The sequence below is a fragment of the Lysinibacillus phoenicis genome, from assembly GCF_047238325.1.
Classification (GTDB): domain Bacteria; phylum Bacillota; class Bacilli; order Bacillales_A; family Planococcaceae; genus Lysinibacillus; species Lysinibacillus irui.
This window is the reverse complement of the sequence record NZ_JBDFMP010000002.1, coordinates 4,040,009-4,065,154: the sequence shown is the minus strand read 5'-3', so window position 1 is coordinate 4,065,154 and position 25,146 is coordinate 4,040,009. Positions and strand designations below refer to the sequence as shown.

Genomic DNA, 25,146 nt, shown 5'->3' with positions numbered 1-25,146 from the left:
AACAATAACAGCATATTTCAAATAAAAAAGCCGATGACAACGGAGGGCCTTATCCTAATGATCGCTTTTGATGCACTATCCAATTTTGCAGCTTTTTGCGATTAGTCAAGTTGCAAACATAAAAAAACTTCCATTCAAAGAATAAACTCCTTTAAATGAAAGTGATTAATTTATGCTTTTATTTTGACTGGACGATAAAAAATTTCCTCATAAATAACCGTTAAGATAAACGCATTCATAAACGCAAATACTAAAAACAAAGGCATTCCACCTAATTGTGGCTGTGTTAACTCTTGTCCAAATACCATAACAGTACTAATTTGAGTTAAAAAGAATATAAAGCCAATCCCCACTTGCCAAATTGGACGCTGAACTTTACGTTTCTCATACCAAAACAGTTTTTTAAAGAGATTTCTTACATCCTCTGCAATGACGATACTAACTAAAAAGATACTTACAAAAAATACGGGTATATGATAAACAGTTCTTGTCATCCATGAAAATTCTGATAGGCGGAAGAACAATGTCAATAACGATGCTATACTACAAGCAATTCCTAAATTTTGGAGCCATGTGCTAATTCTTAATTTCAAAGCTATTACCCCCAACTATTCTTTTTAAACATTATCATTCTATCAAATTATAGTTGGGAGGGGAATAAAAAATTATATATTTCTATTATTTTCATAAAATAACATTTCAAATTAAGTGATAATTATAATTTTCATAAAAAAGTCGTCTCGATAACAAACGAGACGACTTGATGTTATTTTATATAACCAGATAATATTTTTGCATATGGTGATGAGGCAGGTAAAATGATAACTGTATCCTCTCCCACTGTTTTCTTATAGGATTCCAGTGTGCGGTATAAAGAATAGAATTCAGGATCTTGGGAGAATGATTTATTGTAAATTTTTGCGGCTTCTGCCTCACCCTCTGCTTGAATTAAAGCAGCTTCTTTACTTGCTTTAGCAAGCATTTCTTGTACTTGTTGATCCGTTTGGGCCTCAATACGACGTTTCTGTGCATCTCCCTCTGACAAGTACTTTTGGGCAATTGATTCACGATCTGAAATCATATTCGTAAAAACAGATTGCTCATTTTCAGTAGGTAAATCAATGCGACGAATACGTACATCTACTACTTCAATACCATAGTTATCGTTGGAAAGAAGTTCATTAACACGTTGAGTTACTTGATCGTTTATGCTACCTCTCGAAGAATCTTCATCGTTTATAATTTCAGTGTAGTTAATTCGGCCAAGTTCAGAGCGAATTACAGAATATATAAACTCTTCCATACGAGATTCAACTTTTTCAATTGTACCTGCATTTGAAATTAATAACTTAGGATCCGTAATACGCCATACCGCATAATTGTCGATAATAATCCGCTTCTTATCCTTTGTATTAATCTCTTCCTCTGAAATCTCATATGTCATTTGGTTTTTTGGTAGCTTTGTGACACTTTGGATAAAAGGTATTTTCATATTTAAACCTGGTTCACGTTCAAACTTTACAACCTCTCCAAATTGTCGAACAACAGCATATTCTGATTCTTTCACAATATAAATATTAGATAGTAGAATAATTACAAGAGCAAACACTGCAGTTAAAGTTACAGCTAGGGAGATATATTTCTTTGGATTCTTAGGGCCCTTTTTTGACATTTTCACTACATTGTCCCCTGAATCACCATCTGATGGAGCAGCTTTTTTACTTTTACCTGATAAAAAATTGAGGAATTTGTCAAGGTCCTTATTTTTTTGGTCCATTAATTACCGCTCCCCTCTTTTTTCTCTGTTTGTGCCTGCTGAGGCTGTAATGGCTGAAGTGGTAAATACTTCATTGTACTACCATCATCATTCATAATATAAATTTGTGCTTTCGGTAGAACATTTTCAAGCGTCTCTATAATTAATCGCTCTCGTGTAATTTGCTGATTGCCCTTATATTGCTCATACATTTTATTAAAGACTGCTACATCCCCTTGCGCTTGCTCGATACGAGCTGTTTTAGTTCCTTTTGCTTTCGACATAATAGCATCTCGTTCACCTTCAGCTTCACTAATGCGTTGGTTTTCATATTTTTCAGCTTCATTTATTTTTGTATTTTTCATTTCCCGTGCATCTGTTACAGCAGTAAATGCTGCACGGACATCTTTATTTGGTAATTCTACATCTTGCAATTTTACACCTAAAACACTTATCCCAATATCGTATTTTTCAATAAGTGAAACTAATAATTGACGAGTATTTGCTTCGATGTCAGCTTTACCTTCTGTTAACGCTGCATCGATAGAAGAACTTCCGATAATCGAACGAATGGCACTCGATGTCGCGCTATGTAATATTCTTTCTGGATCTTGTGAATTAAATAAAAACTTATTAGGCTCTGTAATTTTCCATTGAACAACAAGGTCTGTTAATACAATATTTTCATCCCCTGTAATCATTTTCGTTTCGGCATCGTATGCCTCTAATTCACCTGATTTATTTTGCTTATAACCGAACTGTAAACTAAATGTTTCTTTCGACAAAATTTCAACAGATTGGACTGGCCATGGCAATTTAAAATGGAGACCTGGATTAGTTATTGTATCATCAGCACGACCAAATGTAATGACAACGGCTTGTTCTGATTCATCCACAGTGTACCATGATGTAAAAACTGAAATAAGAGCTATAACTCCAACTATTCCAAGTCCAACCATCATTAGTGTCCTTTTCACACTCATGTCTGTTCCTCCCTTTTATTTATTACTACTGTTTACGGAAGACATTTAAAAAAAGTTTCAAAATATTTTCATATAATTTACGGAGGGGGTCTCCCTTACCAGAGCTCTCAATCAAATTAAAAAATCCTGTCACCTTTTAAGGCAACAGGATGTTAATCACTAGATGTTCAAAAACTGGGAAAATGGTTGTAGATAAGACAATGCTAATTAATGCGGCAACGATCATTGCTAGACTGGCAAATGTTCCTTCTAGCTCTCCAAATTCAAATGCTTTAGATGTTCCAGTGCCATGGGCTCCCATTCCAAGCAGTAAGCCTTTAGAAGAGGGGCGATGAAAACGACATATTTTAATGAGGATAGGTGCTAATAAGCTCCCTAAAATACCCGTTGTCATAACGAAAACAGCTGTTAGAGTTGGAGAACCACCAATCATATTTGAAATGTCCATTGCAATCGGTGTCGTAACAGAACGAGGCACTAAACTATGCACTAATTCATCATTTAACCCTACCATTATAGCCATGATAAAGGAGGATACAATAGCAACCGCAGAACCAACGGCAATACTAATAAAAATTTCAAATGCATGTTTTTTCAATAAATTAACATTTTTATATATCGGGATTGCAAACGCTACGGTTGCAGGTCCTAATAAATTGGTTAAAACAGTGGCTCCTGTATTATAGGATTTATAAGGTATACCTGTCAGTAATAAAATACAAATAATCACTAAAGGTGTAATCAATATAGGTGATAGCCATTCCTTTTTATTTTTTTTATAGATCATTTTACTAATATAAAAAATAGTAATAGTCCCTAGTAAGCTGACAATAGTAATGAATAGATTCATATTGTATTACCCTTCTTTCGTTGCTCTAGCCATTGTGCCGTATAGCCTGTTACAAACATCACAACAATTGCACTTACAACAATAACTAGCACAACCTTCATTCCTTGCATACCGAATAAGGCTTGATAATCAATAACTCCGATAGCAGATGGAATAAAGAATAATAATAGTTCACTTAGTAATACCGCTGCGCCTAACTCAATCCATTCAAGCTTGATTATATGAAACTGTAAAAGTAAAAATAATAGAACAAGTCCTATTATGCTTCCTGGAATCGGCAAATGAAGTAGGCGTGCAATAGTATTTCCTATAAATAATAGGATATAAAGATAGCCGATCTGCACGATACTTTTGACGATTTTCATGATCATCCTTCTCTCATTTTTTTCTCTGCCTTCACAGTCAGAAAAACACGATTCAAATGAAAAGAAGACTGATTCACTGACTGTAAAAGCTATTGTTTAACAACATAATCGGCGTAAGATTCATGTTAAACTTTTATGCTACTATACTTTACACCTATTTACCTCCCCTGTAAAACAGAAAAAGAACCTAGCGTCTAAATTTAGACAGTAGATTCTTCCTGTGGGGAATAAAAGCAGTTATTAAAAACCTTTAACAGATTTTTTATGGTTATCGTCTTAACAATCATATAGGGGGTTTCTACTAACAAGTATAGTACCCAAATATGAATGGAACATGTTATTCATGTTAAGGAATTGTTAATTTTTCGGAATCATGACAATCATTTTCGTTCCTATTCCGACTTCACTTTCCACTTGAATACGACCATGATGGGCCTCTACAAGATGCTTTACAATCGCTAGCCCTAAGCCTGTACCACCTGAATTTCGACTTCTTGCACGGTCCACACGATAAAACCGCTCAAAAACGCGGGCGATTTCATGCTTTTCAATGCCAATTCCTTGGTCCTCTATTTCTATAATGCCATATGTTTCATTTTCCTTTAAACGGATGGAAACGGTTGTGTTTTCAGGAGAATATGTAATAGCATTAGTAATTAAATTCGTCACAATTTGAATAATACGATTGGCATCTCCCATCACTTGGACATCCCTTTCAATGTCCACTTGGAAACTCATATTTTTCTCATCTAAGCGTGGTGCTGTCAACTCTGCTCCACGGATTAAAACATCCTGCAAGCCCATTGGCATAATATTGACAGTAAAGCCATGTTGCTCAATCTTCGAAAGCTCTAATAAATCTTGAATGAGCATTTGAAGTCGATTACTTTCTTTATAAATGATCTCTAGGAAGGAGATCAGCATTTTTTCATCTTTATAGGCTCCATCCAGTAATGTTTCAGAAAAGCCCTTAATTGAAGTAATAGGTGTACGTAATTCATGCGAGACATTAGCAACAAAGTCTTTACGAATTTGCTCTAATCGAACAAGTTCCGTAATATCATGCATTACAATTACAACACCAAGCCATCTTCCATGGTCGCCAATGACAGGAGCCCCGTATACTTCTTTATTGTAAAGCTCCTGTTGTATTTCCATTTTAATTTGTTGTCGATAAGGCATTTCAGTTAAAAATACATGATCAATAAATTGCTCCAATGATTTCGGTAAGCCAATTGTACGAAAAACTTTGCCCTGTACTTCATCAAGCTGCATACCAAATCGCTCTAGAAATACCCGATTGACTATAGAAATATTCCCCTCTCGCCCGATCATCATGAGAGAGCTTCCCATATTTTCAATTAAGGTTTTCAATCTTTCTTCTTCCACTTCTCGTATTGTCGTAATATCCTGCAGATTACGTGCCAAAATGTTTATAGAATGGCTAAGTGGTATCATACGTTCATGTTCATTTTCTTGAGCACGTGCACGATAATTCCCTTTTGCAAGCTCAAGTGCCGTCTCTGTGACGTTATCAATCGGTGCAGTGAAATTACGAATCATATAGCGACTTATAATGGCAATTAAAATCAAAGTGATCGTAAAAAGAATAGCCAGTACTATATAGAGTCTGGTACGCACATACGTTAGCACAGATTCCTCTTGACCTTTGCTCTGTACGGCATACAATGCTTCTTGATCTTCCTTGGATAATTTAATCTTGCGCTCATCTATTACTTGATCCATGGACGCTTGTATTTGTGCGTTTGTTTGTTCATGGTATTGCTTGATATAAACAGGAAAAAGCTGACCTATAACAATCATTAGGACAGCTAGTATCGTTCCAAGTAAAAGCATGAATGTCAAGAATAAGCGTTTGCTCATTGATTTCATGTCGTTTTCGGCTCCTCAAATTTATAGCCTAGACCCCTGATTGTTTTAATGAACATCGGCTTACGGCTATTTTCCTCGATTTTATCGCGAAGGTGGCTAATGTGTACATCCACTATTCGAGTATCGCCAGCAAAATCGTATTTCCATACAGCACTTAACAGCTGATCACGCGTTAGTACACGATTTTTATTTTCAAGTAAGTATATGAGTAGCTCAAATTCTTTCGGCGTAAATTCCAGTGCCTCGTCTTGCAAAAAGACTTCAAAACGCTCCGGAAACACACGTAATTGGCCAAACTCATACATTTTCTCTTGTGGCTCATCCTTATCATCAGCCACAACGTTTTGTGTGAAACGTCTTAATACAGCCTTGACACGCGCCAATACTTCACGGGGACTAAAAGGCTTGGTCATATAATCATCTGCTCCTAGCTCAAGACCAAGAACTTTATCAAATTCGTCATCTTTAGCAGTTAACATAATAATAGGCGTATTCATACGTTGCTGTCTGATTTGCTTACATACCTCCATACCATCTAGCTTTGGAAGCATCAAATCTAAAAGAATTAAATTTGGCTGTAAGTCGATCGCTTTTTCAAGTCCTTCTTGACCATCAGCAGCCGTTTCGACAGCATAACCTGCCTGTTCTAAATTATATTTCAATAATGTTGCAATCGAAAATTCATCTTCAATAACTAAAATCGTTTTTGTCATGTATAATGCCTCCGTTAGTGATTTGAAACCCCCATTTCAAATCTCAAGACGTCTATAATGCAAGTGGTGGAGTCACTAGCAACATACCTTCAATCACAAGCTGCTTTTGCTCATTATAGGAGTGTACAGACACAGTAATTGTATTGTCGTATTTATTGACTGCCGTTACCTCTAATAGCGTATCAAACAATTCATAATGATAGAGAGGTCCTAAATATTTTAAATGTTGCTCAATAATTCGTGCACCCGGTCCAGGAATATACTTTGACACAGCTGATGTAATAATTCCATTTAACATAATTGTCGGCACAATTGGCTTCTGAAAAGGTGTCATTGCCGCGTAGTCATGTTGAATATAAAGCGGGTTACTATCGTTTGTAAGCCCTAAATACAGCAATAAATCCCTATCTTCAATTTTTTCAGTTATATGGATTTTCTCGCCAACTGTTATTTCATCGATTGAAAGACCAAGTTTACCATTTTTTTGAAGCAAAGATACGCCAACCCCTTTTCTATCATATTACATTCATAGTATCAATTTTATGCCAAAAGTACAATGAAAAGCAGAAGAACAATAGCCTAAACAATTTTTGAATATAAAAAAACGAGCAGGAATCATTCCTACTCGTTTTCTATTTTTCGAGTGTATTGAACACACTCGCAAGAAATCTGGACACCTTATGACGAGTCATTATCAAATTACACTAAAATTTTCATCACTTGACGGACGGCATCTGCCGATTGGTCTAAAGCCGCCTTTTCTTTGTCTGTTAACTGAAGCTCAAAGATTTTTTCAATGCCATTGGCCCCTAATAATGTGGGAACACCTAAATATAAATCATGATAGCCATACTCGCCTTCTAAATAAGCAATGGAAGGAAGAATACGTTTCTGATCTTTTATAATTGCTTCTGCCATTTCGATCAGAGCCGCAGCTGGTGCATAATACGCTGAGCCGTTCCCAAGCAGGTTGACAATTTCAGCTCCACCGTTGCGCGTACGGTCAACAATCTCTTCTAAACGTTCTGCAGAGATTAACGTTTCTAATGGAATCCCACCTGCAAATGAATAACGAGTTAACGGTACCATTGTGTCACCATGCCCACCTAATACAAAGCTTCTAATGTCCTTTACGGAGATATTAAGTTCTTCCGCCACAAATGCACAGAAACGAGCCGTATCAAGAACACCCGATTGACCGATAACACGGTTTTTAGGGAAGCCTGTTTCTTTATATACTGTATACGTCATGGCATCAACTGGATTTGTCAGTACAAGAATTGTGGCATTTGGTGAATGCGTTGCAATCTCTTTTGAAACAGTTTTCATGACACCTTGATTGATTTGGACTAAATCATCACGACTCATGCCTGGTTTACGTGCAACACCAGCAGTAATGATGACTACATCAGAATTAGCCGTATCTGCATAATTAGATGTACCTTGTACAAAAGAATCAAAACCTTGTATTGGCGCTGCTTCCCACATATCTAAGGCCTTCCCCTTAGTTGGGTTTTCAGCTTGTGGAATATCCACTAAAACAACATCACCAAGTTCTTTCTGAGCTGCTAAAAATGCTGCAGTAGCGCCTGTAAAGCCGCCACCAATTACTGAGATTTTTTTACGTTTCAGAGACATTTGAATACGCTCCTTTAAAATTAGGTTATATATTTTAAAAGAGGGAGGAGATATACATCTCACTCCCTCGATTAAACAAGTTTATCGTAAATATTAAATTTAATTTACTTTCACCCTAATTATATCGGCAGAATAAAACATCCGCTTTAGCGATAATTCCTATTGTAGAATAGAAAATTATAGGTTTTTGATTAACTCATTCGCGAATTCTGAACATTTCACTTCTGTTGCTCCGTCCATTAAACGTGCGAAGTCATAAGTTACAACTTTAGAAGAAATTGTTTGCTCAACAGATTTAGTGATCATGTCAGCAGCTTCTTGCCATCCTAAGTGTTCAAGCATTAATACACCTGAAAGTAATACTGAAGATGGGTTTACTTTATCTAAGCCAGCATATTTTGGTGCTGTACCGTGAGTAGCTTCGAAGATCGCATGTCCAGTTACATAGTTAATGTTCGCACCTGGAGCGATACCAATACCACCAACTTGTGCAGCTAGTGCATCAGAAATATAGTCACCATTTAAGTTCATTGTAGCAACTACATCGAACTCAGTTGGACGAGTTAAGATTTGTTGTAAGAAGATATCAGCGATAGAATCTTTAACTAGGATTTTACCTGCTGCAAGTGCATCAGCTTGAGCTTTGTTTGCTGCTTCTTCACCTTGTTCAGCTTTGATTGCATCGTATTGGTTCCAAGTGAAAGTTTGATCAGCAAATTCTTTTTCTGCTAATTCATAACCCCATTTTTTGAATCCACCTTCAGTGAATTTCATGATGTTACCTTTATGAACTAAAGTAACAGATGGGCGTTTGTGTTTAATTGCATATTCGATAGCAGAACGTACTAAACGCTCAGTACCTTCTTTAGATACAGGTTTAACACCGATACCAGAAGTTTCTGGGAAGCGGATTTTGTTTACACCAAATTCAGTTTGTAGGAAGTTGATGATTTTTTGAGCTTGTTCTGAACCAGATTCGAATTCAATACCAGCATAGATGTCTTCTGTGTTTTCACGGAAGATAACCATATCAACGTCTTCTGGGCGTTTAACTGGAGAAGGCACTCCATCAAAGTGACGTACTGGACGTAAGCATACATATAGGTCAAGTTGTTGACGTAATGCTACGTTAAGAGAGCGGATACCACCACCGATTGGCGTAGTAAGAGGACCTTTGATTGCAATTAAGTATTCGTTAATTTTGTCTAAAGTTTCTTGTGGTAACCATTCACCAGTTTGGTTAAATGCTTTTTCACCAGCTAAAACTTCTAACCATTCGATTTTCTTTTCACCGTTATAAGCTTTTTCTACTGCTGCGTCGATTACGCGTGATGCTGCTGCCCAGATATCTGGACCAATTCCATCACCTTCGATGAAAGGAATTACTGGATTATTTGGTACATTAAGTACGCCATTTTCAACTACAATTTTGTTTGACATTCTGTTGCCTCCTAAATTCATAATCATAGGACTGTGTTAGTGATAACACAGTCCCAAACATTCTAGCATATTTTCCAAATTAGCGCTCGCTGATTGGAACATATTTTTGCATGCCTGGTCCAACATACTCAGCACGTGGACGGATTAGGCGGTTATTTGCATATTGCTCAAGGATGTGTGCCACCCAACCTGAAGTACGTGATACTGCGAAAATTGGTGTGAACAGGTCATGATCAATACCTAAAGAATCATACACTGACGCAGAGAAGAAATCTACGTTAGCAGGTAATTTCTTTTGTTCCACGATCATGTCATGGATTTTAACTGACATTTCATAAAGCTCTGGTTTACCAGTTAGTTCAGTTAATTTTTGAGACATTACACGTAAATGTGGTGCACGAGGGTCGCCTTTGCGATAAACGCGGTGACCGAAGCCCATGATTTTTTCTTTGTTGTCTAATTTATTTTGAATATAAGATTCAACATTTTCAAGTGAGCCGATTTCAGATAACATCTTCATAACTTGCTCATTTGCTCCACCATGAAGTGGTCCTTTTAATGCGCCGATTGCCGCAGTTACACCAGAATAAACATCTGATAATGTAGCTACACATACACGTGCTGTAAATGTAGATGCATTTAACTCATGGTCAGCATGTAATACTAATGCTTTATCAAATGCTTCAATTTCAACTGCTGCTGGCTCTTCACCTTTAAGCATGTATAAGAAGTTTGCAGCATATCCTAGTTCAGGTTTTGGTGCAACTGGCTCTAAGCCTTTACGAACACGTGCAAATGCAGTTACTACTGTAGCAATTTTAGCTTGAAGACGAATTGCTTTGCGGTAGTTTGCTTCTGGATCCATAACATCCGCTTCTTCATCGAATACACCAAGTAGAGATACTGCAGTACGTAGTGCAGCCATTGGATGTACAGTTGAAAGTGGGTATGTTTTGAATTGATCGATAATCGCTTGCGGAATTGACATGTTGTCTGCCAATTGTTGTTTTAATTCAGCTAGCTCGTCCTCTTTTGGTAAACGAGTATGCCATAACAAGTAAATTACCTCTTCGAATGACGCATTTTCTGCTAAATCATCAATGTTGTAACCAACATATGTAAGTGTGTCATCGATAATTGAACTGATTTTAGATTCCGCTGCTACGATACCTTCTAAACCTTTAGTTGCTGACATAAATTATCGCTCCCTCATATTTATATTTTGTTGCAAATGCGTTTTTTATCTTGCATTTGCGGATTTTGCTCATATGAACCATTAAGTAAATCGCTTACATTGCTATTATAATCATTTTTGACAGCTTTGTGAATGAAAATCCTCCAAATAAAGAAAAAGACGTCCGAACGACTATATATTTGTCCTAAAGAGGTTGTTTTGTATATTTTGACATTAATTTATCATTTAGTTTGGGGTGAATATGTAAAAATGAGGAATTTAAAGTATTTTTCATACGAAAGAACTACAAGTATTTTGCTTTTTATTTTTTATTTAGTGATACTTTGGTTTGTGTTACCTGTTTCTCTTGCTATTTTTTTATCATTTTCGACGTATCCTATTATAAAATTTCTGCATAAATATTGTAAGGTTGCCTATTGGATGGCAGCAATTATTGTGGAAGTATTAATATTAACTTGTATTTTTCTACTTGTCGTCATATCCATCAACAGTATTATTGTAATATTTCCTGAAATTAGAGAAACATTACTTAATTTCCCGCTTTTTAGTGAATATGAATCCATGTTTGTACAAGTGTTAAAGGAAAAATCACTGTCGATTTTTGATTCGATCATCGTCTACACAGCAGATCTTTTCCAATTATTGATGAAGCACGTCATTGAGGTATTTATCTTTTTAGTTGCTTATTATTTCGCTTTACTAGAAACACGTAAATCACGGTACTGGTTTTTCCGATATGTGCCCAAAAAATATCGTCAAGAATGGCAATCTCACTTCGCAAAAATGATGCAACTTTTTCATTACTTCTTATTTGTGGAGTTTCAATTATTCACAATTACTTTATTTATTCTTTGTGCTGGATTTATGATCCTTCAGTTTGAACAAGCCATCATTAAAGCTTTCATTGTAGCATTTGCAGATGTACTACCATTTTTCGGAATTGGTGTTTTCCTTGTACCAATGAGTATTTATTTTTATTTCAACGGCAATACATTTTTATGTGTAGCCATTTTACTATTATATTTATTTGTACAATTAACAAGGCAGCTAGCCGATTCAATGCTTTGGTCCAATACACTTCAACTACGTACGTTCCATACATTTTTCATCAGTGCTGCCTCTATTCTATTGTTTGGCTTTTATGGAATATTGCTTAGTCCTATCTTTTTATTCTTAGCCGTAAAGCTAAAGGAAAACTCTATCTTTGAACGATAATAAATTGACCTTTTTTCATTTTTTTACGCATCCAGTAATAGACAATTGGTTGGAACATTTTTCGTGAAAAAGGCATGAGAAGTAGTAAGCCAACAAGATCTGTTAAAAACCCTGGTAGCGCTAAGAACAAACCACCACCAAATGTTAATAGTGTATCAACCAAAGCAGCTCCTGGTGCCTCTCCTCTGGCCATTGTATTTTTTACATTTTGAATAGAATTCATACCTTTATTTTTCATTACATATATTCCAATAACGCTTGTTGCAACAATCAGCATCAATGTACTAAATACACCAATATTTTGTCCAATGACTATTAATAACGCCAATTCGGCTAATGCGTAGACAACGACACCAAGAAAAATTTTTCGCATATTTTTCCCCTCTCTACTTGAAAAAGCTATACCTTTTATACGTTATTATAGCCCAATTAGTTTCATAAAAAAATGAATGCCCTCACTCAAATAGAAAACCTGCCGTAGTTAGTAAGAGAAAAATAGAAGTTTACGGTATAGAGTAAAAATAGAGAGTGTACAACCCTTAGAAAAAGCTCTAGTACAACAAATCGCACTAGAGCTTTTTGTTAACTGTTAAAGAACACTTGCATGTCCTTTGTAAATAACACCTGTTTCAGCGTCCATTGTAATTTCTTGGCCATGACGAATTAATGTTGTAGCTTCTTTAACGCCAACTATTACTGGAATACCAAGGCTTAGTCCAACCACTGCTGCGTGACTAGTTAGACCACCTTCTTCAGTAATCAAACCAATGCAATTCTCTAATGCAGGCATCATATCACGATCTGAACCAACTGTTACGAGAATGCATCCTTCCGTATCGTAGGCAAGTGCCTCAGCGGCATTTTTAGCAACAACCGTTTTACCTACGACAGATGCTTTTCCGATCCCTTGACCTCGAGCGAGTAAATCTCCAATAATGTGTACCTTCATTAAGTTAGTTGTACCCGCTTCACCTACTGGCACACCTGCTGTAATGACAACAGCGTCACCATGGGTAACGAAACCATGCTTCAAGCTTTCATCAACAGCTAGTTCTAAAATTTCATCTGTTGTTGACACTCGTTGACAAACAATTGGGTATACGCCCCATACTAATGTTAATGTATTGGCTGTATTTGTAGAGCCTGTTACGGCAACAATTTGCACACCTGGTCGATATTTTGCGATCATTCTTGCTGTATTACCACTTTCAGTTGGTGCTAATACGGCTTTCACACCTAAATTGATAGATGTATAAGCTACCGCTTGTGAAATAGCCTCTGTCATATTAGCCTCTTTTTCACGACTACGTGTTGAAACAATAGAGCGATAATCTAATGAATTTTCTGTACGCTGAGCGATTTTATTCATCGTTTGTACAGATTCTACTGGATAAAGACCCGCAGCAGTTTCACCAGATAACATGATAGCATCTGTTCCATCAATAATTGCGTTCGCTACGTCACTTGCTTCTGCACGTGTTGGACGTGGGTTACGCTGCATTGAATCTAACATTTGTGTTGCGGTAATAACAGGTTTCCCTACTTGGTTACATTTCAAGATTAATTTCTTTTGTACAAGTGGTACTTCTTCCGCTGGAATTTCTACACCAAGATCTCCACGCGCAACCATTAATCCATCAGACACTAGGATAATTTCGTCGATATTATCGACACCCTCTTGGTTTTCAATTTTAGGGATAATTTGAATATGACTACCACCGTTTTGTTCAAGCAATTCACGAATCTCTAGAACATCCTTTGCACGACGAACAAATGAAGCTGCAATAAAATCAACGCCTTGCTCTATACCAAACAAAATATCTTGCGCGTCTTTTTCTGTTATACCTGGTAGCTGTACAGAAACACCTGGAACGTTAACACCTTTTTTATTTTTTAGAACCCCAGCATTTTCAACAATCGTATGAATTAATCCTTTTTCCATATCTGTTGCTAATACACGTAATTGAATAAGACCATCATCAAGTAAAATAATTGAATTTTGTTCAACATCTTCAATTAAGCGCTCATACGTGACAGAAAAGCTTGTCTCAGTACCTTCTACTTCAGTCATTGAAATATCAATCACTTGACCTGCTGTTAAATGAAGCTCTCCATTTTTCATGTTATGTGTACGAATTTCAGGACCTTTAGTATCAAGTAAAATCCCTACTGGTTTATTTAACTTTTGTGCTACTTCACGAATTAACTGAATACGTCCCGCATGTTCCTCATGTGATCCGTGTGAAAAATTCAAGCGGGCTACATTCATACCTGCTTCGATTAATTTTTCTAAAGTTTCTGGTGACTCACTTGCAGGTCCAATTGTACATACGATTTTTGTTTTTCTCATTTTTGCCCACTCCGTTTTATAACAAATTATATTGATAGTTCTTTCATTAGTGTATAAAGGCTTACATCTGCCTCATGATTCTTTTCGAAAGCCTCTGGCATATCATAGTCAATAACTTGATGATTGCGAATGCCTACTGCTCGGCCAGCCTTACCTTCCATTAGTAACTCAACTGCATGTGCTCCAAATTGACTTGCCAAGACGCGATCTCGAGCTGTGGGTGAACCACCACGCTGAATGTGACCTAATACTGAAACGCGTGTTTCCTTTCCAGTTTTTTCTTTCAACAGCTTTGCTAGCTCACTTCCAGACATAACACCTTCTGCAACAATAATAATACTGTGCTTTTTACCACGTGCTGCTCCACGATCTAAGCGTGCTACAATCTCATCTAAATTATAATCTTCTTCAGGAATTAACACTGTTTCAGCGCCAGCAGCAAGACCTGCCCATAAGGCAATATCACCTGCATCACGGCCCATGACTTCTACAATGAAGGAATTTTCATGAGATGTAGCTGTATCACGGATTTTATCAATGGATTCAACAACCGTATTGAGAGCCGTATCAAAGCCAATTGTATATTCCGTTCCTGGAATATCATTATCGATTGTCCCTGGCACACCCACAACAGGGAAGCCCTTTTTCACTAAATCCATAGCACCTCGATAAGACCCGTCACCACCAATGACAACAAGTCCTTCAATACCAGCAGCTCGTAAATTTTCAATGCCCCGTTGCTGGACAGCATCTTCTTTAAATTCTGGGCATCTTGCAGAATTTAAATGTGTACCACCTCGCTGGATAATACCACCAACTGCACCTAAATCAAGGTCTTCCATATTCCCTTTTACTAAGCCTTCATAACCATGCTTAATTCCGACAACATCAACTCCATGAAATGCTGCCTTACGAACAACCGCGCGAATAGCTGCGTTCATTCCAGGCGCATCTCCACCACTTGTTAATACAGCAATTTTTTTCATTGTCGAACCTCCTGCAGTTACTATTATTATTCACATTAACATGAAAAAACAAACTATGTAAGGGTTCTGGGGATACAAAAACATAACTTTTACATAAAAAATGAAAAGAATGCGCTTTCACACACTCTTTCCATTCCAAAACATCCTAAATCTAACATTTTTTCAAGAAGTCTGGCGTTTATTTTGCGCTGCTATCTTCTTTCATCTTTATAGCTTTTTAATATGTTGAGATACAAATTCTGTCTCTTTACGAGCAAATTTATGCCCTTCGTTTTTTTATACAGAATCAGTTAAAACATTCATTTGTTCATCATAAACAAGATTACGCTTCTGTATATTGTCCAATTTTTTTAAATTTTTCATAGCGATCTTCAATTAATTGTTCTCCATTTAGAGAATTTAATGCACGAAGAGTCTCACTAATGCATTCTTTAATAGCAAGAGCCTGTTTTGCTACATTGCGATGTGCTCCACCAATAATTTCAGGAATAATACCATCAATTACACCAAGCTCTTTTAAATCAGGCGCTGTAATACGCATTGCTTCAGCTGCCTGCTTAGCAAGACTACCATCACGCCATAAAATAGATGCTGCACCTTCAGGAGAAATAACCGAATATGTTGAATTCTCTAGCATAAAGACACGATTTGCTACACCTAATGCTAGAGCACCACCACTTCCACCTTCACCAATAACGATACTAATAACCGGTACTGTTAAGCCTGCCATTTCAACAAGGTTTCTAGCAATCGCTTCACTTTGTCCTCTTTCTTCTGCAGCTTTACCAGGGTAAGCACCCTTTGTATCAATAAAACAAATAATTGGCCGTTTAAATTTTTCGGCTTGCTTCATCAAACGTAAAGCTTTTCGGTAGCCCTCTGGATGAGGCATACCAAAATTACGACGGATATTTTCCTTTGTAGATTTACCACGCTGATGTCCTATAATAGTTACAGGCTGCCCTTCAAAAGTGGCAATTCCACCAAGAATCGCAGCATCATCACCAAACGTACGGTCACCATGTAATTCAATAAAGTTTTCGCACATTGCTTCAATGTATTGTAACGTTGTAGGTCGCTCTGGATGTCTTGCAACTTGCACACGATCCCAAGGCTTCATATTGGCATAAATTGATTGCTCAAGCTGCGATAAGCGCGTTTCCAGCTTTTCAATTTCACCTGACATATCTACATCTGCTTCTGCAGCAATTGTTTTTAGTTCATCAATTTTCTCTCGTAATTGTACGACTGGTTCTTCAAATGCTAAATTTTTAGACATGTTGCACGCCGCCTTTCGTATGCATTTTTACAAGTAAGGAAACTTGTTTGCGTAAATCTTTGCGATGGAAGATTGCATCAAGCTGACCATGCTCTAATAAAAATTCTGCAGTTTGGAAATCGCTTGGCAGTTTTTCTCTTACAGTTTCTTCAATAACCCGACGTCCTGCAAAACCAATTAATGCTTGTGGCTCTGCAATATTTATATCACCAACGGAAGCAAAGCTTGCAGAAACTCCACCAGTTGTTGGATGCGTTAAAATGGAAATGAATAATAAACCTTGATCACTATGGCGTTTTAAGGCTACGCTCGTTTTCGCCATTTGCATTAATGATAGTACACCCTCTTGCATACGTGCCCCGCCACTAGCAGTAAAGATAATAAACGGCACACCTAGTTCTGTTGCTTTTTCCACAGCGCGTGTAATTTTTTCACCTACAACTGATCCCATTGAACCCATACGGAAATGTGAATCCATTATCGCTACGACAATTTCTTCTCCATCTAACGTACCGACTCCTGTTAGGACAGCCTCATTCAAGCCAGTTTTCTCTTGATCAGCAGAAATTTTTTCTACATACGCTGGGAAATTAAGGGGATTACTTGTTTGTAAATGATCATCCATAGATTCGAATGAACCTTCGTCTAAGAAATAGTCCACACGTTCTTGAGCAGTCATTTTGAAATGGTGACTACATTTTGTACATACTTTATGATTTTTTTCTAATTCCTTTGTTAGTTGAATGTGACGACATTCAGGACATTTCGTCATTAATCCTTCTGGAAATGAATTTTCTTGTCCGTCCTCTTTCTTTTTTCGATTACCACTAAATAAGCTGCGTATTGCCATGTTTGACTCCCCCTTTGTTGTTGTCTAAATGCTTTGTACAGTATTCATCCACTGCTCATAAGCTTTTAATGCTTCTTTTTCATAACCAAGCTGCATCGATTTCAACATTGTTTGAATGATTAATTTTTCATCTTCTGTTGAGTTTCGATCTAATCGGTCGCCATCATATGCTGCTAATTGAAACCAGATTTTTAATGAAAGACGATTACCTGACGTAATTAATAATTCTCTTAAAATATCTCGACAATTAACAGTTCCTTCAATTTCTAGTTTCACAAAAAAACTATCCCACACAGGTAGTGTGCGAAGAATCTCTGTACAACTTATTACGCGAATTGCTTCCATTTCATGAATTTGTCGCGTTAATTCGACATCCTTTTTGGATTTTTCATCTTCTAGTATAAACATCGACAGTATCTCTACTAACTGATGCTTATGTGTAGACGCAAGAAATGTTCCACCACCATGTCTCGTTTCTATAAGCCCCAGCAATTCTAAGCTTCGCAAAGCCTCTCTCACAGAGGATCGCCCGACACCTAGACGCTCTGATAGAACGCGCTCGGAAGGTAACTTTTCACCTGCTTGTATTTTTTCCATTTTAATGAGTTGACGTAGTTGTTGGACGATTTCTAAAAACACTTTTTTTTGTTCGGTTTTTTGATCCATACGACTAACTCCCCTTATCAAAAAGTGGTCTGACCACTTTTAACGTTGCTTCTAGCTTACAAAATAACTGTTCAAAAGTAAAGAAAAAACTGCATAAAATTGAATGCAGTTTCTAATTTTTTGTTTTATTTCATACCTTTTTTGTCGTTTGCGCATGTTTTACTTTGATTTGCGGCTTACCAAAGCGTCTCTCGATTACACCTTCAACCCATAACATTTCGTCTTCCACTAAAAATTCCTGAACAACTTGAAAAACTTGCGGGAATAAGGTAATCGAAACAGTACCATATTCGTCCTGTAGATGAACAAAAGCCATTTGCTCACCTTTTTTTGTGCGGATTTTTTTCACTTCTTCAATTATACCAATGATTTTTACTAAAGTTCCATCACGCATCTGCTTCAGCTCTCGGCAAGTACAGGTAATATCATTCCAAAAATGCCTTTCTTGTGCTACAGGATGTGTTGAAATGTAAAAGCCTAAGCTTTCCTTCTCATGCATTAATTTTTCCTTTTGAGGCATTTCATCTGCCTGCATATATTTTGGTTTACCAAAGTTAAACGCCATTGCCGTTGCCATGTCGATATCTTCAGTCGGCCGTAACAGTTCAGCATGTTTTAAGGCGGCATCTATGGTATTGACTAGAATAGCACGGTCTTTGTCGAGGTAATCTAGCGCACCAGCAAAAATGAGTGATTCCATGACTTTCGGTTTAAAATGCTGTGCACTTAAGGCAACAGCTAAATCAAAAAGATTATTCAACGCCTCTGGATTTGATTGACGTAAAGCAGTCACTTTTTCTATCAAAGTATGCGGTACTCCCTTAATTCCTGATAAGCTATAGCGAATACCTTCATTTTCTACAGTAAAATATTTCGTACTGTTTTTTAATGAGGGTGGATAAAAAAGGATACCTTTATCTTTTGCCTCAAGGACAAAATGTTGAATCTTCTCTATATTTCCTGTTGCATTTGATAATAACGCTGCATAAAAGCTTAAAGGAAAATGAGCTTTTAAATAGGCCATTTGATAAGAAATTATACTATAGGCCACAGCATGACTTTTAGGGAACCCATAATCCGCAAAGCGAACAATGAGTTCGTATACTTCTTCCGCTACATGTTGATCAAATCCTTGCTTTAATGCACCATTAACAAATGAAGCACGTTGCTCCTCTAAAACTTGACGATTTTTTTTACTTACTGCACGGCGTAGCAAATCTGCTTGTCCCATTGTAAAGCCCGCCAGAACAGATGCAATTTTTATAATTTGTTCTTGATAAACAATAACGCCAAATGTCTCTTGTAAGATAGGCTCTAATACAGGGTGGGGCATAACAACCATTTCTTTCCCAGCTTTTCGTCTAGCATAGACTGGGATAAAATCCATTGGACCTGGACGATAAAGTGCGTTTACCGCGACAATATCTGAAAAGCTCGAAGGTTGAATATCCCGTAAAGCTTGCTTCATTCCATCTGATTCTAATTGAAAGATACCTGATGTATCTCCACGTTGTAAAAGTTGAAACGTTGTTTCATCATGCATAGGAATGCGTTCAAATTCTATCCAAGGTCCTCCCGCTTTATAGATTGACCAACGTATTTGCTCTAAAATCGTAAGATTGCGCAAGCCTAAAAAGTCCATTTTGATGAGACCACACGCTTCAATATCCCCCATCGGCCATTGTGTACTATATATACCATCATGTCCTTCTTCAATAGGTACAGTGTTTACTAACGGAGATGGAGCGATGACAATACCCGCTGCATGTGTGGAGGAATTTCTCGGCAGTCCTTCTAATTTAAGTGCTACATCCAACCACTGCTGATGCTTTTCATTCTCCGCTAACCAGACTTGAAAGTCTTGTGATTCTGCCACAGCCCTTTGTAAAGTAATACCTGGCTTATTAGGAATCATTTTTGAGATTTTTTCTAACGTCTCGGCCTCAAAGCTAAAAACCCTCGCCACATCTCTAGCTACTGCTTTTGCAGACAATGTCCCAAATGTAATAATTTGCGCAACATTCGCTTTGCCATATTTTTGTGCAACATACTGAATAACCTGGTGCCTTTTACTATCGACAAAATCGATATCAATATCAGGTAAAGAGATTCTTTCAGGATTTAAAAATCGTTCAAATAATAAACCATAGGCTAGTGGATCTACTTGTGTTATGAATAGGCTGTAGGCCACAAGCGAACCCGCGGAGGAACCACGACCAGGTCCAGTCAAAATACGATTTTCTTTCGCATAACGCATAAAGTCTGCGACAACTAAAAAATAGTCAGCAAAGCCCATTGAACAAATAACTTCCAGTTCATGTTGTAACCTTTCCTGATAGACAGTCGGAATTGCCATTTGATTCAAGCGTTTTTCCAATCCTGAAAATGCTTCACTAACCAAGAAACTTTCAGCTGTTTCACCTACAGGCAAAGGATATTTAGGCATTTGCACAGGCATTTCAGGGATACTAGCTGTGCAACTAGCAAGCATGTTTACGCTAGACTCCAACCACTCTGGTCGATCAGCAAACCAATTTTGCCATTCATATGCCGTAGGAGCAAAATAGCCTTGTAAGTCAGCCGTTAACAATGTATCACCCAGTTTTTCTCCCGTATCAATCGCTCTAGCCACCTCATAAGCAAAGTGATCTTCTGGACGTAAAAAATAACAACTTTGAGTGGCAACAAGTGGAATTGTCTGTTCCTCGCACCAAACAACTATATCTCCTTCATTAGGTGCTTTTACCCCTCCAGGTCGTGCAATTCCCATATAAAAATGATGGTTAAATAGCTGGACAAAAGCAGTAATTATTGCCTGCCAGTCCGTTAAGTCCACAAAATCACTTGTAGAAAGCATGGCGATACATCCTGCTGCATATCCCTCAAGCCACTTCCATGGCAATACTTCATCTTGTCTAATTGAAATAGCACTACTAATCTTTAAAAGATGCTGATAGCCTTCTTGAGTCTGTGCATACAGTACAACAGGTATTCGATGATCCTGCCACTGTACGATAACCGAAAGCCCTATGACCGCATGAATATTTGCTTGCTGCAACGCTTTACAAAAAGGCAAAAGCCCGTACAACTTCGTATTTACGATTGCACAGGCCTGTGTTTTTTGCTCTTGTAAAAAAGGAATCAATTGTTCAAGCCGAATTGTGCTTTTCAATAAATCCGCGCTCGTATGCATCTTTGTATATACATGTGTCAAATGAATCCCTTCCTTTTCTCTCTTAATGATATGCTTTACAAATTTCTTGTAATCTTGAAATAACGGCGTCTGCCTCCTCCCATGAATAAGCAGTAGCTCCAGAGGCTAGCGGATGCCCACCCCCGTTAAATTCCTTCGCTAATGTATTAATAATTGGACCCTTTGAACGTAGTCGTACTCGAATTTGATCTTCTTCTTCAATGAACACTACCCATGAGCATATTCCTTTTACACTGCCCAGACAGCCTACTAGTAAAGAAGCCTCTGATGGAACTGTCTCATACTGTGCTAGCAAATCCTTTGACAGCTTCACATAGGCAGCTCCATGCTCATCCATTACAAAATTTTGATAAATATAGCCTTGTAAATTAAGTAGCTTCTGATCCATTTCATACATGCCATCAAAAATTTCATTTCGATTAAAATCATATGTAATCAAATCTGCAGCAACTTTAAATGTTTTAGAGGTTGTACTTGGGAATTGAAATCTGCCTGTATCCCCTACAATACCTGCAAATAGTAATCGTGCTGCGGCATCTGATAATTTCCAGTCTGCAACTACCTTACCTTCTTCATACAATTCATAAATCATTTCACTGCAAGAGCTTGCTGTTGTGTCAACCCATAAAAGATCACCATAAGCATCATCATTTGGATGATGATCAATTTTAATTACCATTTTCCCTTTGATATAGCGCTGGTCGTCGACGCGCTCTGTATTGGCAGTGTCTGTCACGATGACTAAGGCATTTTCATAAACCTCATCTGCTATTTGATCAGGCTGTGCCATAAATGATAAAGAAGCATCATGGTCTCCTACAGCATAAACCTTTTTCTCAGGATAATTTGCTAAAATAATCTCTTTTAATCCTTGTTGTGAGCCGTAAGCATCCGGATCTGGACGTACATGACGATGAATTATGATTGTTTCATTGGCCTTAATTGTGTCGATGATTTGTCTTTTCACCATAAATTCCTCCAAAATGATAGTAAGAACCGTTAGCATTTTTCCAAAATAATCGTTACAATAATGTCTAGTTATGCTAGGAGGTTTACTATGCTCAATTTAATATTTGTGTTCACGATAATCATATCATTTGTCTTCTATTTTTATTTTAAAACAAAACAGTTTCGTTCTCCATTACCGATTGCCAAGAATTGGTACAAGAGTAAAGCGAATATAGGCTTTGGTTCCTTCCTGGTGTTTTTTGGATTAAATCAAGCCTATCTATTCCCTACCTTGTATACATTTATTATTGTAGCAATTCTAGTCGTGCTCGGCATCTTTGTCATTTTAGAAAATACAAAAAAAGCACGCCATTATGGGCAATTTGTTGAAGAGGAATTTCGTATAAATCAATAATTATGTAACAAAGGGATGACCAAGCAATTGCTCTAGGCCATCCCTTTTTAATCGTTAACGTTCTAATAATTGGAACATCATCATTGCCTTACCGACAAGCATTTGTTGATTATACACTTCAAAATCCATTTTCACAAACTTACGACTCATATCTAATATTCGAGGCTTAACTGTAAGTGTACTTTCCATCTGTACGGGTTTAATGAAATAAATCGTCATATTCTCGGCCACCGCATCTCCACGTTTGCGACGTTTTAATGCAAATGAACCTACCTCAGCTAATAACGTTGTAAAAGCACCATATGAGATTGCTCCGTATTGATTGGTCATTTGTGGCGTGACTTTAAATTCGACAATAAGTTCCTCATCACCTAATACCTTCATTTCATTTTTCACTAAATCATCAATTGTTTCACCATGCTGCGGCTGTCTTTGTGCTAGCTGTAGTGCCTTTAGTACATCCTGACGACTAATGACACCTTGCAGAATATTATCATCATCCACAATAGGTAAGAGGTCAATCCCCTCCCAAATCATCCTATGCCCTGCAGAAGCAACACTCATTTTCATGGAGCCAGCAATCGGATTTTTCGTCATAACTTTTTCAATAAGCTCGTTTTCTTCACGTCCAATGACGTCTTTTACAGTAATCATCCCGACAAGTTTATTTTGATGAGTGACAACTGGAAATGCACCGTGTGTTGTACGTTCATTCAGCTTCTGGAAATGATGAATTGTTTCATCATTCTTTAACGCAGCCGTGTCAGTCATTGGTACATAAATGTCTTCGATAAACAAAATGTCTTTTTTGATTAATTGGTCATAGATTGCTCTGTTAATCATCGTTGCAACTGTAAAGGTATCGTAACTTGTTGAAATAATTGGTAAATCTAATGAGTCTGCAAGCATCTTATTATCTTCTGTAGTATCAAAACCGCCAGTGATTAAAACCGCTGCACCTGCTCGTAGTGCATTTTCATGTGCTTTAATACGGTTCCCTACAATCAATAAGCTACCTGCATCTGTATAGCGCATCATGTCCTCTAGCTGCATTGCACCAATGACAAATTTCGTTAGCGTTTTATGTAGACCTGATTTTCCACCTAAAACTTGGCCATCGATAATATTGACAATTTCTGCAAAAGTCAAACGCTCAATATTTTCTTTCTTTTTTTTCTCAATACGAATTGTTCCAACACGTTCTATCGAACTTACTAAGCGGCGATTTTCCGCTTCTTTTATGGCGCGGTAAGCAGTCCCTTCGCTCACTTGCATTTCCTTCGCAATTTGACGTACTGAAATTTTATCGCCCACGGGTAGTGATTCGATGTATTGTAAAATTTTCTCATGTTTTGTAGACAAAATATCACCTATTTCCTAAGCTTCAATTCTGCTCTTAGTGTACCATATTTTTTATAAAAATATTTAATATAAAGTGAGAAAAAGTTTAATACTGCCCATCATTTCAACTACCGTCGTGGTGTCAATTTATTAGTACAGCAACCGTAAGGATTAGAAACAGTTTACTTTTTCACCCGCTTTTAAAATCTGAACCTCAGAATTTTGCACTAAATCTGCAAAAATTTGTGGATCTTGCTCGATTGGTGGGAATGTATTGTAATGAATCGGTACAACTATTTTCGGCTTCAAGAATGAAACTGCACAAGCTGCATCCTCTGGTCCCATTGTAAAATTATCTCCAATTGGTAAGAAGGCAATATCGATTGGATGTCGTTCACCGATTAACTTCATATCTCCAAATAGGGCCGTATCGCCTGCATGATAGATTGTTAATCCTTCAATAAATAATAAAATCCCCGCTGGCATGCCCATATAAATAATCTCATTATTATCTGTTACATAAGATGATCCATGAAAGGCTTGAGTAAACTTCACTTTACCAAAGTCAAATTCTTTAGCACCCCCGATATGCATTGGGTGTACTTTAACACCTTGCCAAGATAGCCAATTCGCTAATTCATTTGGAGCAATGACTAACGCATCTTTTTTCTTCGCTAGTTCCACCGTGTCTCCAACATGATCATTATGTCCATGTGTCAGTAAAATAATATCTGGTGTCTCCTCAGCAACGTTTAAATCTGTTTGTCCATTGCCATTAATGAAAGGGTCAATTAAAATTGTTTTCCCATTTGTTTGAATTTTGACAACTGAATGTCCATGATAACTGATTTCCATTTTTAAAATCCTCCCCGAATTATAAATTACAGTCCATCATTTTAATTCGCTACCCATGCGTATTTTCCCTTTTTTTGATATGCTTGTACAGAGAATAATCGTAGACTTCTCTAATAGACTTATACCCTGTTAGAGCACCATTATTCAGTACTAAGAAAGGCATCGACATTTTTTGTCGAAACCTTTTAACGTAT

At 37.3% G+C, this 25,146-nt stretch carries 23 protein-coding genes; 2 read left to right on the top strand and 21 right to left on the bottom strand.

All coding sequences use genetic code 11. From position 1 onward, the window contains the following. Positions 1-170: 170 nt before the first annotated feature. The 11 genes from ABC382_RS21810 to citZ form a co-directional block, all read right to left on the bottom strand. Positions 171-593: a DNA polymerase I gene (locus tag ABC382_RS21810; RefSeq protein ID WP_274794058.1), complete on the bottom strand. Its 423-nt coding sequence runs from the start codon at positions 591-593 to the stop codon at positions 171-173. Positions 594-766: 173 nt separating this feature from the next. Then, a complete protein-coding gene (gene hflC, locus ABC382_RS21805) occupies positions 767-1,777 on the bottom strand; it encodes a protease modulator HflC (RefSeq protein ID WP_322606039.1) in 1,011 nt (336 codons plus the stop codon). Continuing rightward, complete coding sequence (gene hflK / locus ABC382_RS21800; RefSeq protein ID WP_312506598.1) at positions 1,777-2,739, bottom strand: FtsH protease activity modulator HflK; 963 nt, start codon at positions 2,737-2,739, stop codon at positions 1,777-1,779. The genes hflC and hflK overlap by 1 nt, the downstream gene beginning before the upstream one ends. A gap of 136 nt (positions 2,740-2,875) precedes the next feature. Further along, complete coding sequence (locus tag ABC382_RS21795) at positions 2,876-3,589, bottom strand: LrgB family protein (protein ID WP_322606038.1); 714 nt, start codon at positions 3,587-3,589, stop codon at positions 2,876-2,878. Beyond that, entirely contained in the window at positions 3,586-3,957 is a 372-nt protein-coding gene (locus tag ABC382_RS21790) for a CidA/LrgA family holin-like protein (RefSeq protein ID WP_274797365.1), read from the bottom strand. Before ABC382_RS21790 ends, ABC382_RS21795 begins: the two co-directional genes overlap by 4 nt. A gap of 354 nt (positions 3,958-4,311) precedes the next feature. Beyond that, on the bottom strand, positions 4,312-5,847 hold the full coding sequence (pnpS, locus tag ABC382_RS21785) for a two-component system histidine kinase PnpS (RefSeq protein ID WP_274794062.1): 1,536 nt from the start codon (positions 5,845-5,847) through the stop codon (positions 4,312-4,314). Further along, on the bottom strand, positions 5,844-6,560 hold the full coding sequence (locus ABC382_RS21780; RefSeq protein WP_274794063.1) for a response regulator transcription factor: 717 nt from the start codon (positions 6,558-6,560) through the stop codon (positions 5,844-5,846). The genes pnpS and ABC382_RS21780 overlap by 4 nt, the downstream gene beginning before the upstream one ends. 52 nt (positions 6,561-6,612) lie before the next feature. Next, positions 6,613-7,053 (bottom strand): MaoC/PaaZ C-terminal domain-containing protein, encoded by a 441-nt coding sequence (locus tag ABC382_RS21775; protein ID WP_274794064.1) that lies wholly within the window; start codon positions 7,051-7,053, stop codon positions 6,613-6,615. Positions 7,054-7,259: 206 nt separating this feature from the next. Continuing rightward, the gene (gene mdh / locus ABC382_RS21770) at positions 7,260-8,198 is read right to left on the bottom strand and encodes a malate dehydrogenase (protein ID WP_322611813.1); all 939 of its coding nucleotides are present in this window, start codon (positions 8,196-8,198) and stop codon (positions 7,260-7,262) included. A gap of 177 nt (positions 8,199-8,375) precedes the next feature. Next, positions 8,376-9,638, bottom strand: a complete 1,263-nt coding sequence (icd, locus tag ABC382_RS21765; protein ID WP_274794066.1) for an NADP-dependent isocitrate dehydrogenase — start codon at positions 9,636-9,638, stop codon at positions 8,376-8,378. Between the two features lie 79 nt (positions 9,639-9,717). Next, the gene (gene citZ, locus ABC382_RS21760; protein WP_274794067.1) at positions 9,718-10,833 is read right to left on the bottom strand and encodes a citrate synthase; all 1,116 of its coding nucleotides are present in this window, start codon (positions 10,831-10,833) and stop codon (positions 9,718-9,720) included. Between the two features lie 249 nt (positions 10,834-11,082). On the opposite strand from citZ, the gene ABC382_RS21755 reads away from it, so the two are divergent. After that, positions 11,083-12,048 carry an AI-2E family transporter gene (locus ABC382_RS21755; RefSeq protein WP_274797366.1) on the top strand — a complete coding sequence of 322 codons (966 nt, stop codon included), beginning with the start codon at positions 11,083-11,085 and terminating at the stop codon, positions 12,046-12,048. Here ABC382_RS21755 and ABC382_RS21750 read toward each other — a convergent pair. From ABC382_RS21750 to ABC382_RS21715, 8 genes are all read right to left on the bottom strand, one after another. Beyond that, complete coding sequence (locus tag ABC382_RS21750; RefSeq protein ID WP_274794068.1) at positions 12,032-12,421, bottom strand: FxsA family protein; 390 nt, start codon at positions 12,419-12,421, stop codon at positions 12,032-12,034. The genes ABC382_RS21755 and ABC382_RS21750 overlap by 17 nt on opposite strands. 216 nt (positions 12,422-12,637) lie before the next feature. Further along, positions 12,638-14,398 (bottom strand): pyruvate kinase, encoded by a 1,761-nt coding sequence (pyk, locus tag ABC382_RS21745; RefSeq protein ID WP_274794069.1) that lies wholly within the window; start codon positions 14,396-14,398, stop codon positions 12,638-12,640. Between the two features lie 26 nt (positions 14,399-14,424). Next, positions 14,425-15,384 carry a 6-phosphofructokinase gene (pfkA, locus tag ABC382_RS21740; protein ID WP_312506602.1) on the bottom strand — a complete coding sequence of 320 codons (960 nt, stop codon included), beginning with the start codon at positions 15,382-15,384 and terminating at the stop codon, positions 14,425-14,427. Between the two features lie 322 nt (positions 15,385-15,706). Then, positions 15,707-16,663, bottom strand: coding sequence for an acetyl-CoA carboxylase carboxyltransferase subunit alpha (locus ABC382_RS21735; protein WP_322611812.1), 957 nt, complete (start codon positions 16,661-16,663; stop codon positions 15,707-15,709). Then, positions 16,656-17,513: an acetyl-CoA carboxylase, carboxyltransferase subunit beta gene (gene accD / locus ABC382_RS21730; protein WP_274794072.1), complete on the bottom strand. Its 858-nt coding sequence runs from the start codon at positions 17,511-17,513 to the stop codon at positions 16,656-16,658. Before accD ends, ABC382_RS21735 begins: the two co-directional genes overlap by 8 nt. Positions 17,514-17,537: 24 nt before the next feature. Continuing rightward, positions 17,538-18,179, bottom strand: coding sequence for a FadR/GntR family transcriptional regulator (locus ABC382_RS21725; RefSeq protein ID WP_274794073.1), 642 nt, complete (start codon positions 18,177-18,179; stop codon positions 17,538-17,540). A 130-nt stretch (positions 18,180-18,309) separates the two neighbouring features. Further along, a complete protein-coding gene (gene dnaE, locus ABC382_RS21720) occupies positions 18,310-21,393 on the bottom strand; it encodes a DNA polymerase III subunit alpha (protein ID WP_322611811.1) in 3,084 nt (1,027 codons plus the stop codon). 22 nt (positions 21,394-21,415) lie between these two features. Further along, complete coding sequence (locus ABC382_RS21715; RefSeq protein WP_322611843.1) at positions 21,416-22,360, bottom strand: DHH family phosphoesterase; 945 nt, start codon at positions 22,358-22,360, stop codon at positions 21,416-21,418. 90 nt (positions 22,361-22,450) lie between these two features. Here ABC382_RS21715 and ABC382_RS21710 point away from each other — a divergent pair, with 90 nt between their 5' ends. Continuing rightward, complete coding sequence (locus ABC382_RS21710; RefSeq protein WP_274794075.1) at positions 22,451-22,756, top strand: YtpI family protein; 306 nt, start codon at positions 22,451-22,453, stop codon at positions 22,754-22,756. Between the two features lie 54 nt (positions 22,757-22,810). On the opposite strand, the gene ABC382_RS21705 is transcribed toward ABC382_RS21710, so the two are convergent. Together ABC382_RS21705 and ABC382_RS21700 are read right to left on the bottom strand one after the other, a co-directional pair. After that, on the bottom strand, positions 22,811-24,118 hold the full coding sequence (locus ABC382_RS21705) for a DRTGG domain-containing protein (RefSeq protein ID WP_274794076.1): 1,308 nt from the start codon (positions 24,116-24,118) through the stop codon (positions 22,811-22,813). A gap of 150 nt (positions 24,119-24,268) precedes the next feature. Beyond that, positions 24,269-24,952 carry a metal-dependent hydrolase gene (locus ABC382_RS21700; protein WP_274794077.1) on the bottom strand — a complete coding sequence of 228 codons (684 nt, stop codon included), beginning with the start codon at positions 24,950-24,952 and terminating at the stop codon, positions 24,269-24,271. Positions 24,953-25,146: the final 194 nt, after the last annotated feature.

Coding starts and splice junctions, on each gene's coding strand:
- hflC (WP_322606039.1), bottom strand. CDS start 1,777: ATGGACCAAAAAAATAAGGACCTTGACAAATTCCTCAATTTTTTATCA.
- hflK (WP_312506598.1), bottom strand. CDS start 2,739: ATGAGTGTGAAAAGGACACTAATGATGGTTGGACTTGGAATAGTTGGA.
- ABC382_RS21795 (WP_322606038.1), bottom strand. CDS start 3,589: ATGAATCTATTCATTACTATTGTCAGCTTACTAGGGACTATTACTATT.
- pnpS (WP_274794062.1), bottom strand. CDS start 5,847: ATGAAATCAATGAGCAAACGCTTATTCTTGACATTCATGCTTTTACTT.
- ABC382_RS21780 (WP_274794063.1), bottom strand. CDS start 6,560: ATGACAAAAACGATTTTAGTTATTGAAGATGAATTTTCGATTGCAACA.
- mdh (WP_322611813.1), bottom strand. CDS start 8,198: ATGTCTCTGAAACGTAAAAAAATCTCAGTAATTGGTGGCGGCTTTACA.
- icd (WP_274794066.1), bottom strand. CDS start 9,638: ATGTCAAACAAAATTGTAGTTGAAAATGGCGTACTTAATGTACCAAAT.
- citZ (WP_274794067.1), bottom strand. CDS start 10,833: ATGTCAGCAACTAAAGGTTTAGAAGGTATCGTAGCAGCGGAATCTAAA.
- ABC382_RS21755 (WP_274797366.1), top strand. CDS start 11,083: ATGAGGAATTTAAAGTATTTTTCATACGAAAGAACTACAAGTATTTTG.
- ABC382_RS21750 (WP_274794068.1), bottom strand. CDS start 12,421: ATGCGAAAAATTTTTCTTGGTGTCGTTGTCTACGCATTAGCCGAATTG.
- pyk (WP_274794069.1), bottom strand. CDS start 14,398: ATGAGAAAAACAAAAATCGTATGTACAATTGGACCTGCAAGTGAGTCA.
- pfkA (WP_312506602.1), bottom strand. CDS start 15,384: ATGAAAAAAATTGCTGTATTAACAAGTGGTGGAGATGCGCCTGGAATG.
- ABC382_RS21735 (WP_322611812.1), bottom strand. CDS start 16,663: ATGTCTAAAAATTTAGCATTTGAAGAACCAGTCGTACAATTACGAGAG.
- accD (WP_274794072.1), bottom strand. CDS start 17,513: ATGGCAATACGCAGCTTATTTAGTGGTAATCGAAAAAAGAAAGAGGAC.
- ABC382_RS21725 (WP_274794073.1), bottom strand. CDS start 18,179: ATGGATCAAAAAACCGAACAAAAAAAAGTGTTTTTAGAAATCGTCCAA.
- ABC382_RS21710 (WP_274794075.1), top strand. CDS start 22,451: ATGCTCAATTTAATATTTGTGTTCACGATAATCATATCATTTGTCTTC.
- ABC382_RS21700 (WP_274794077.1), bottom strand. CDS start 24,952: ATGGAAATCAGTTATCATGGACATTCAGTTGTCAAAATTCAAACAAAT.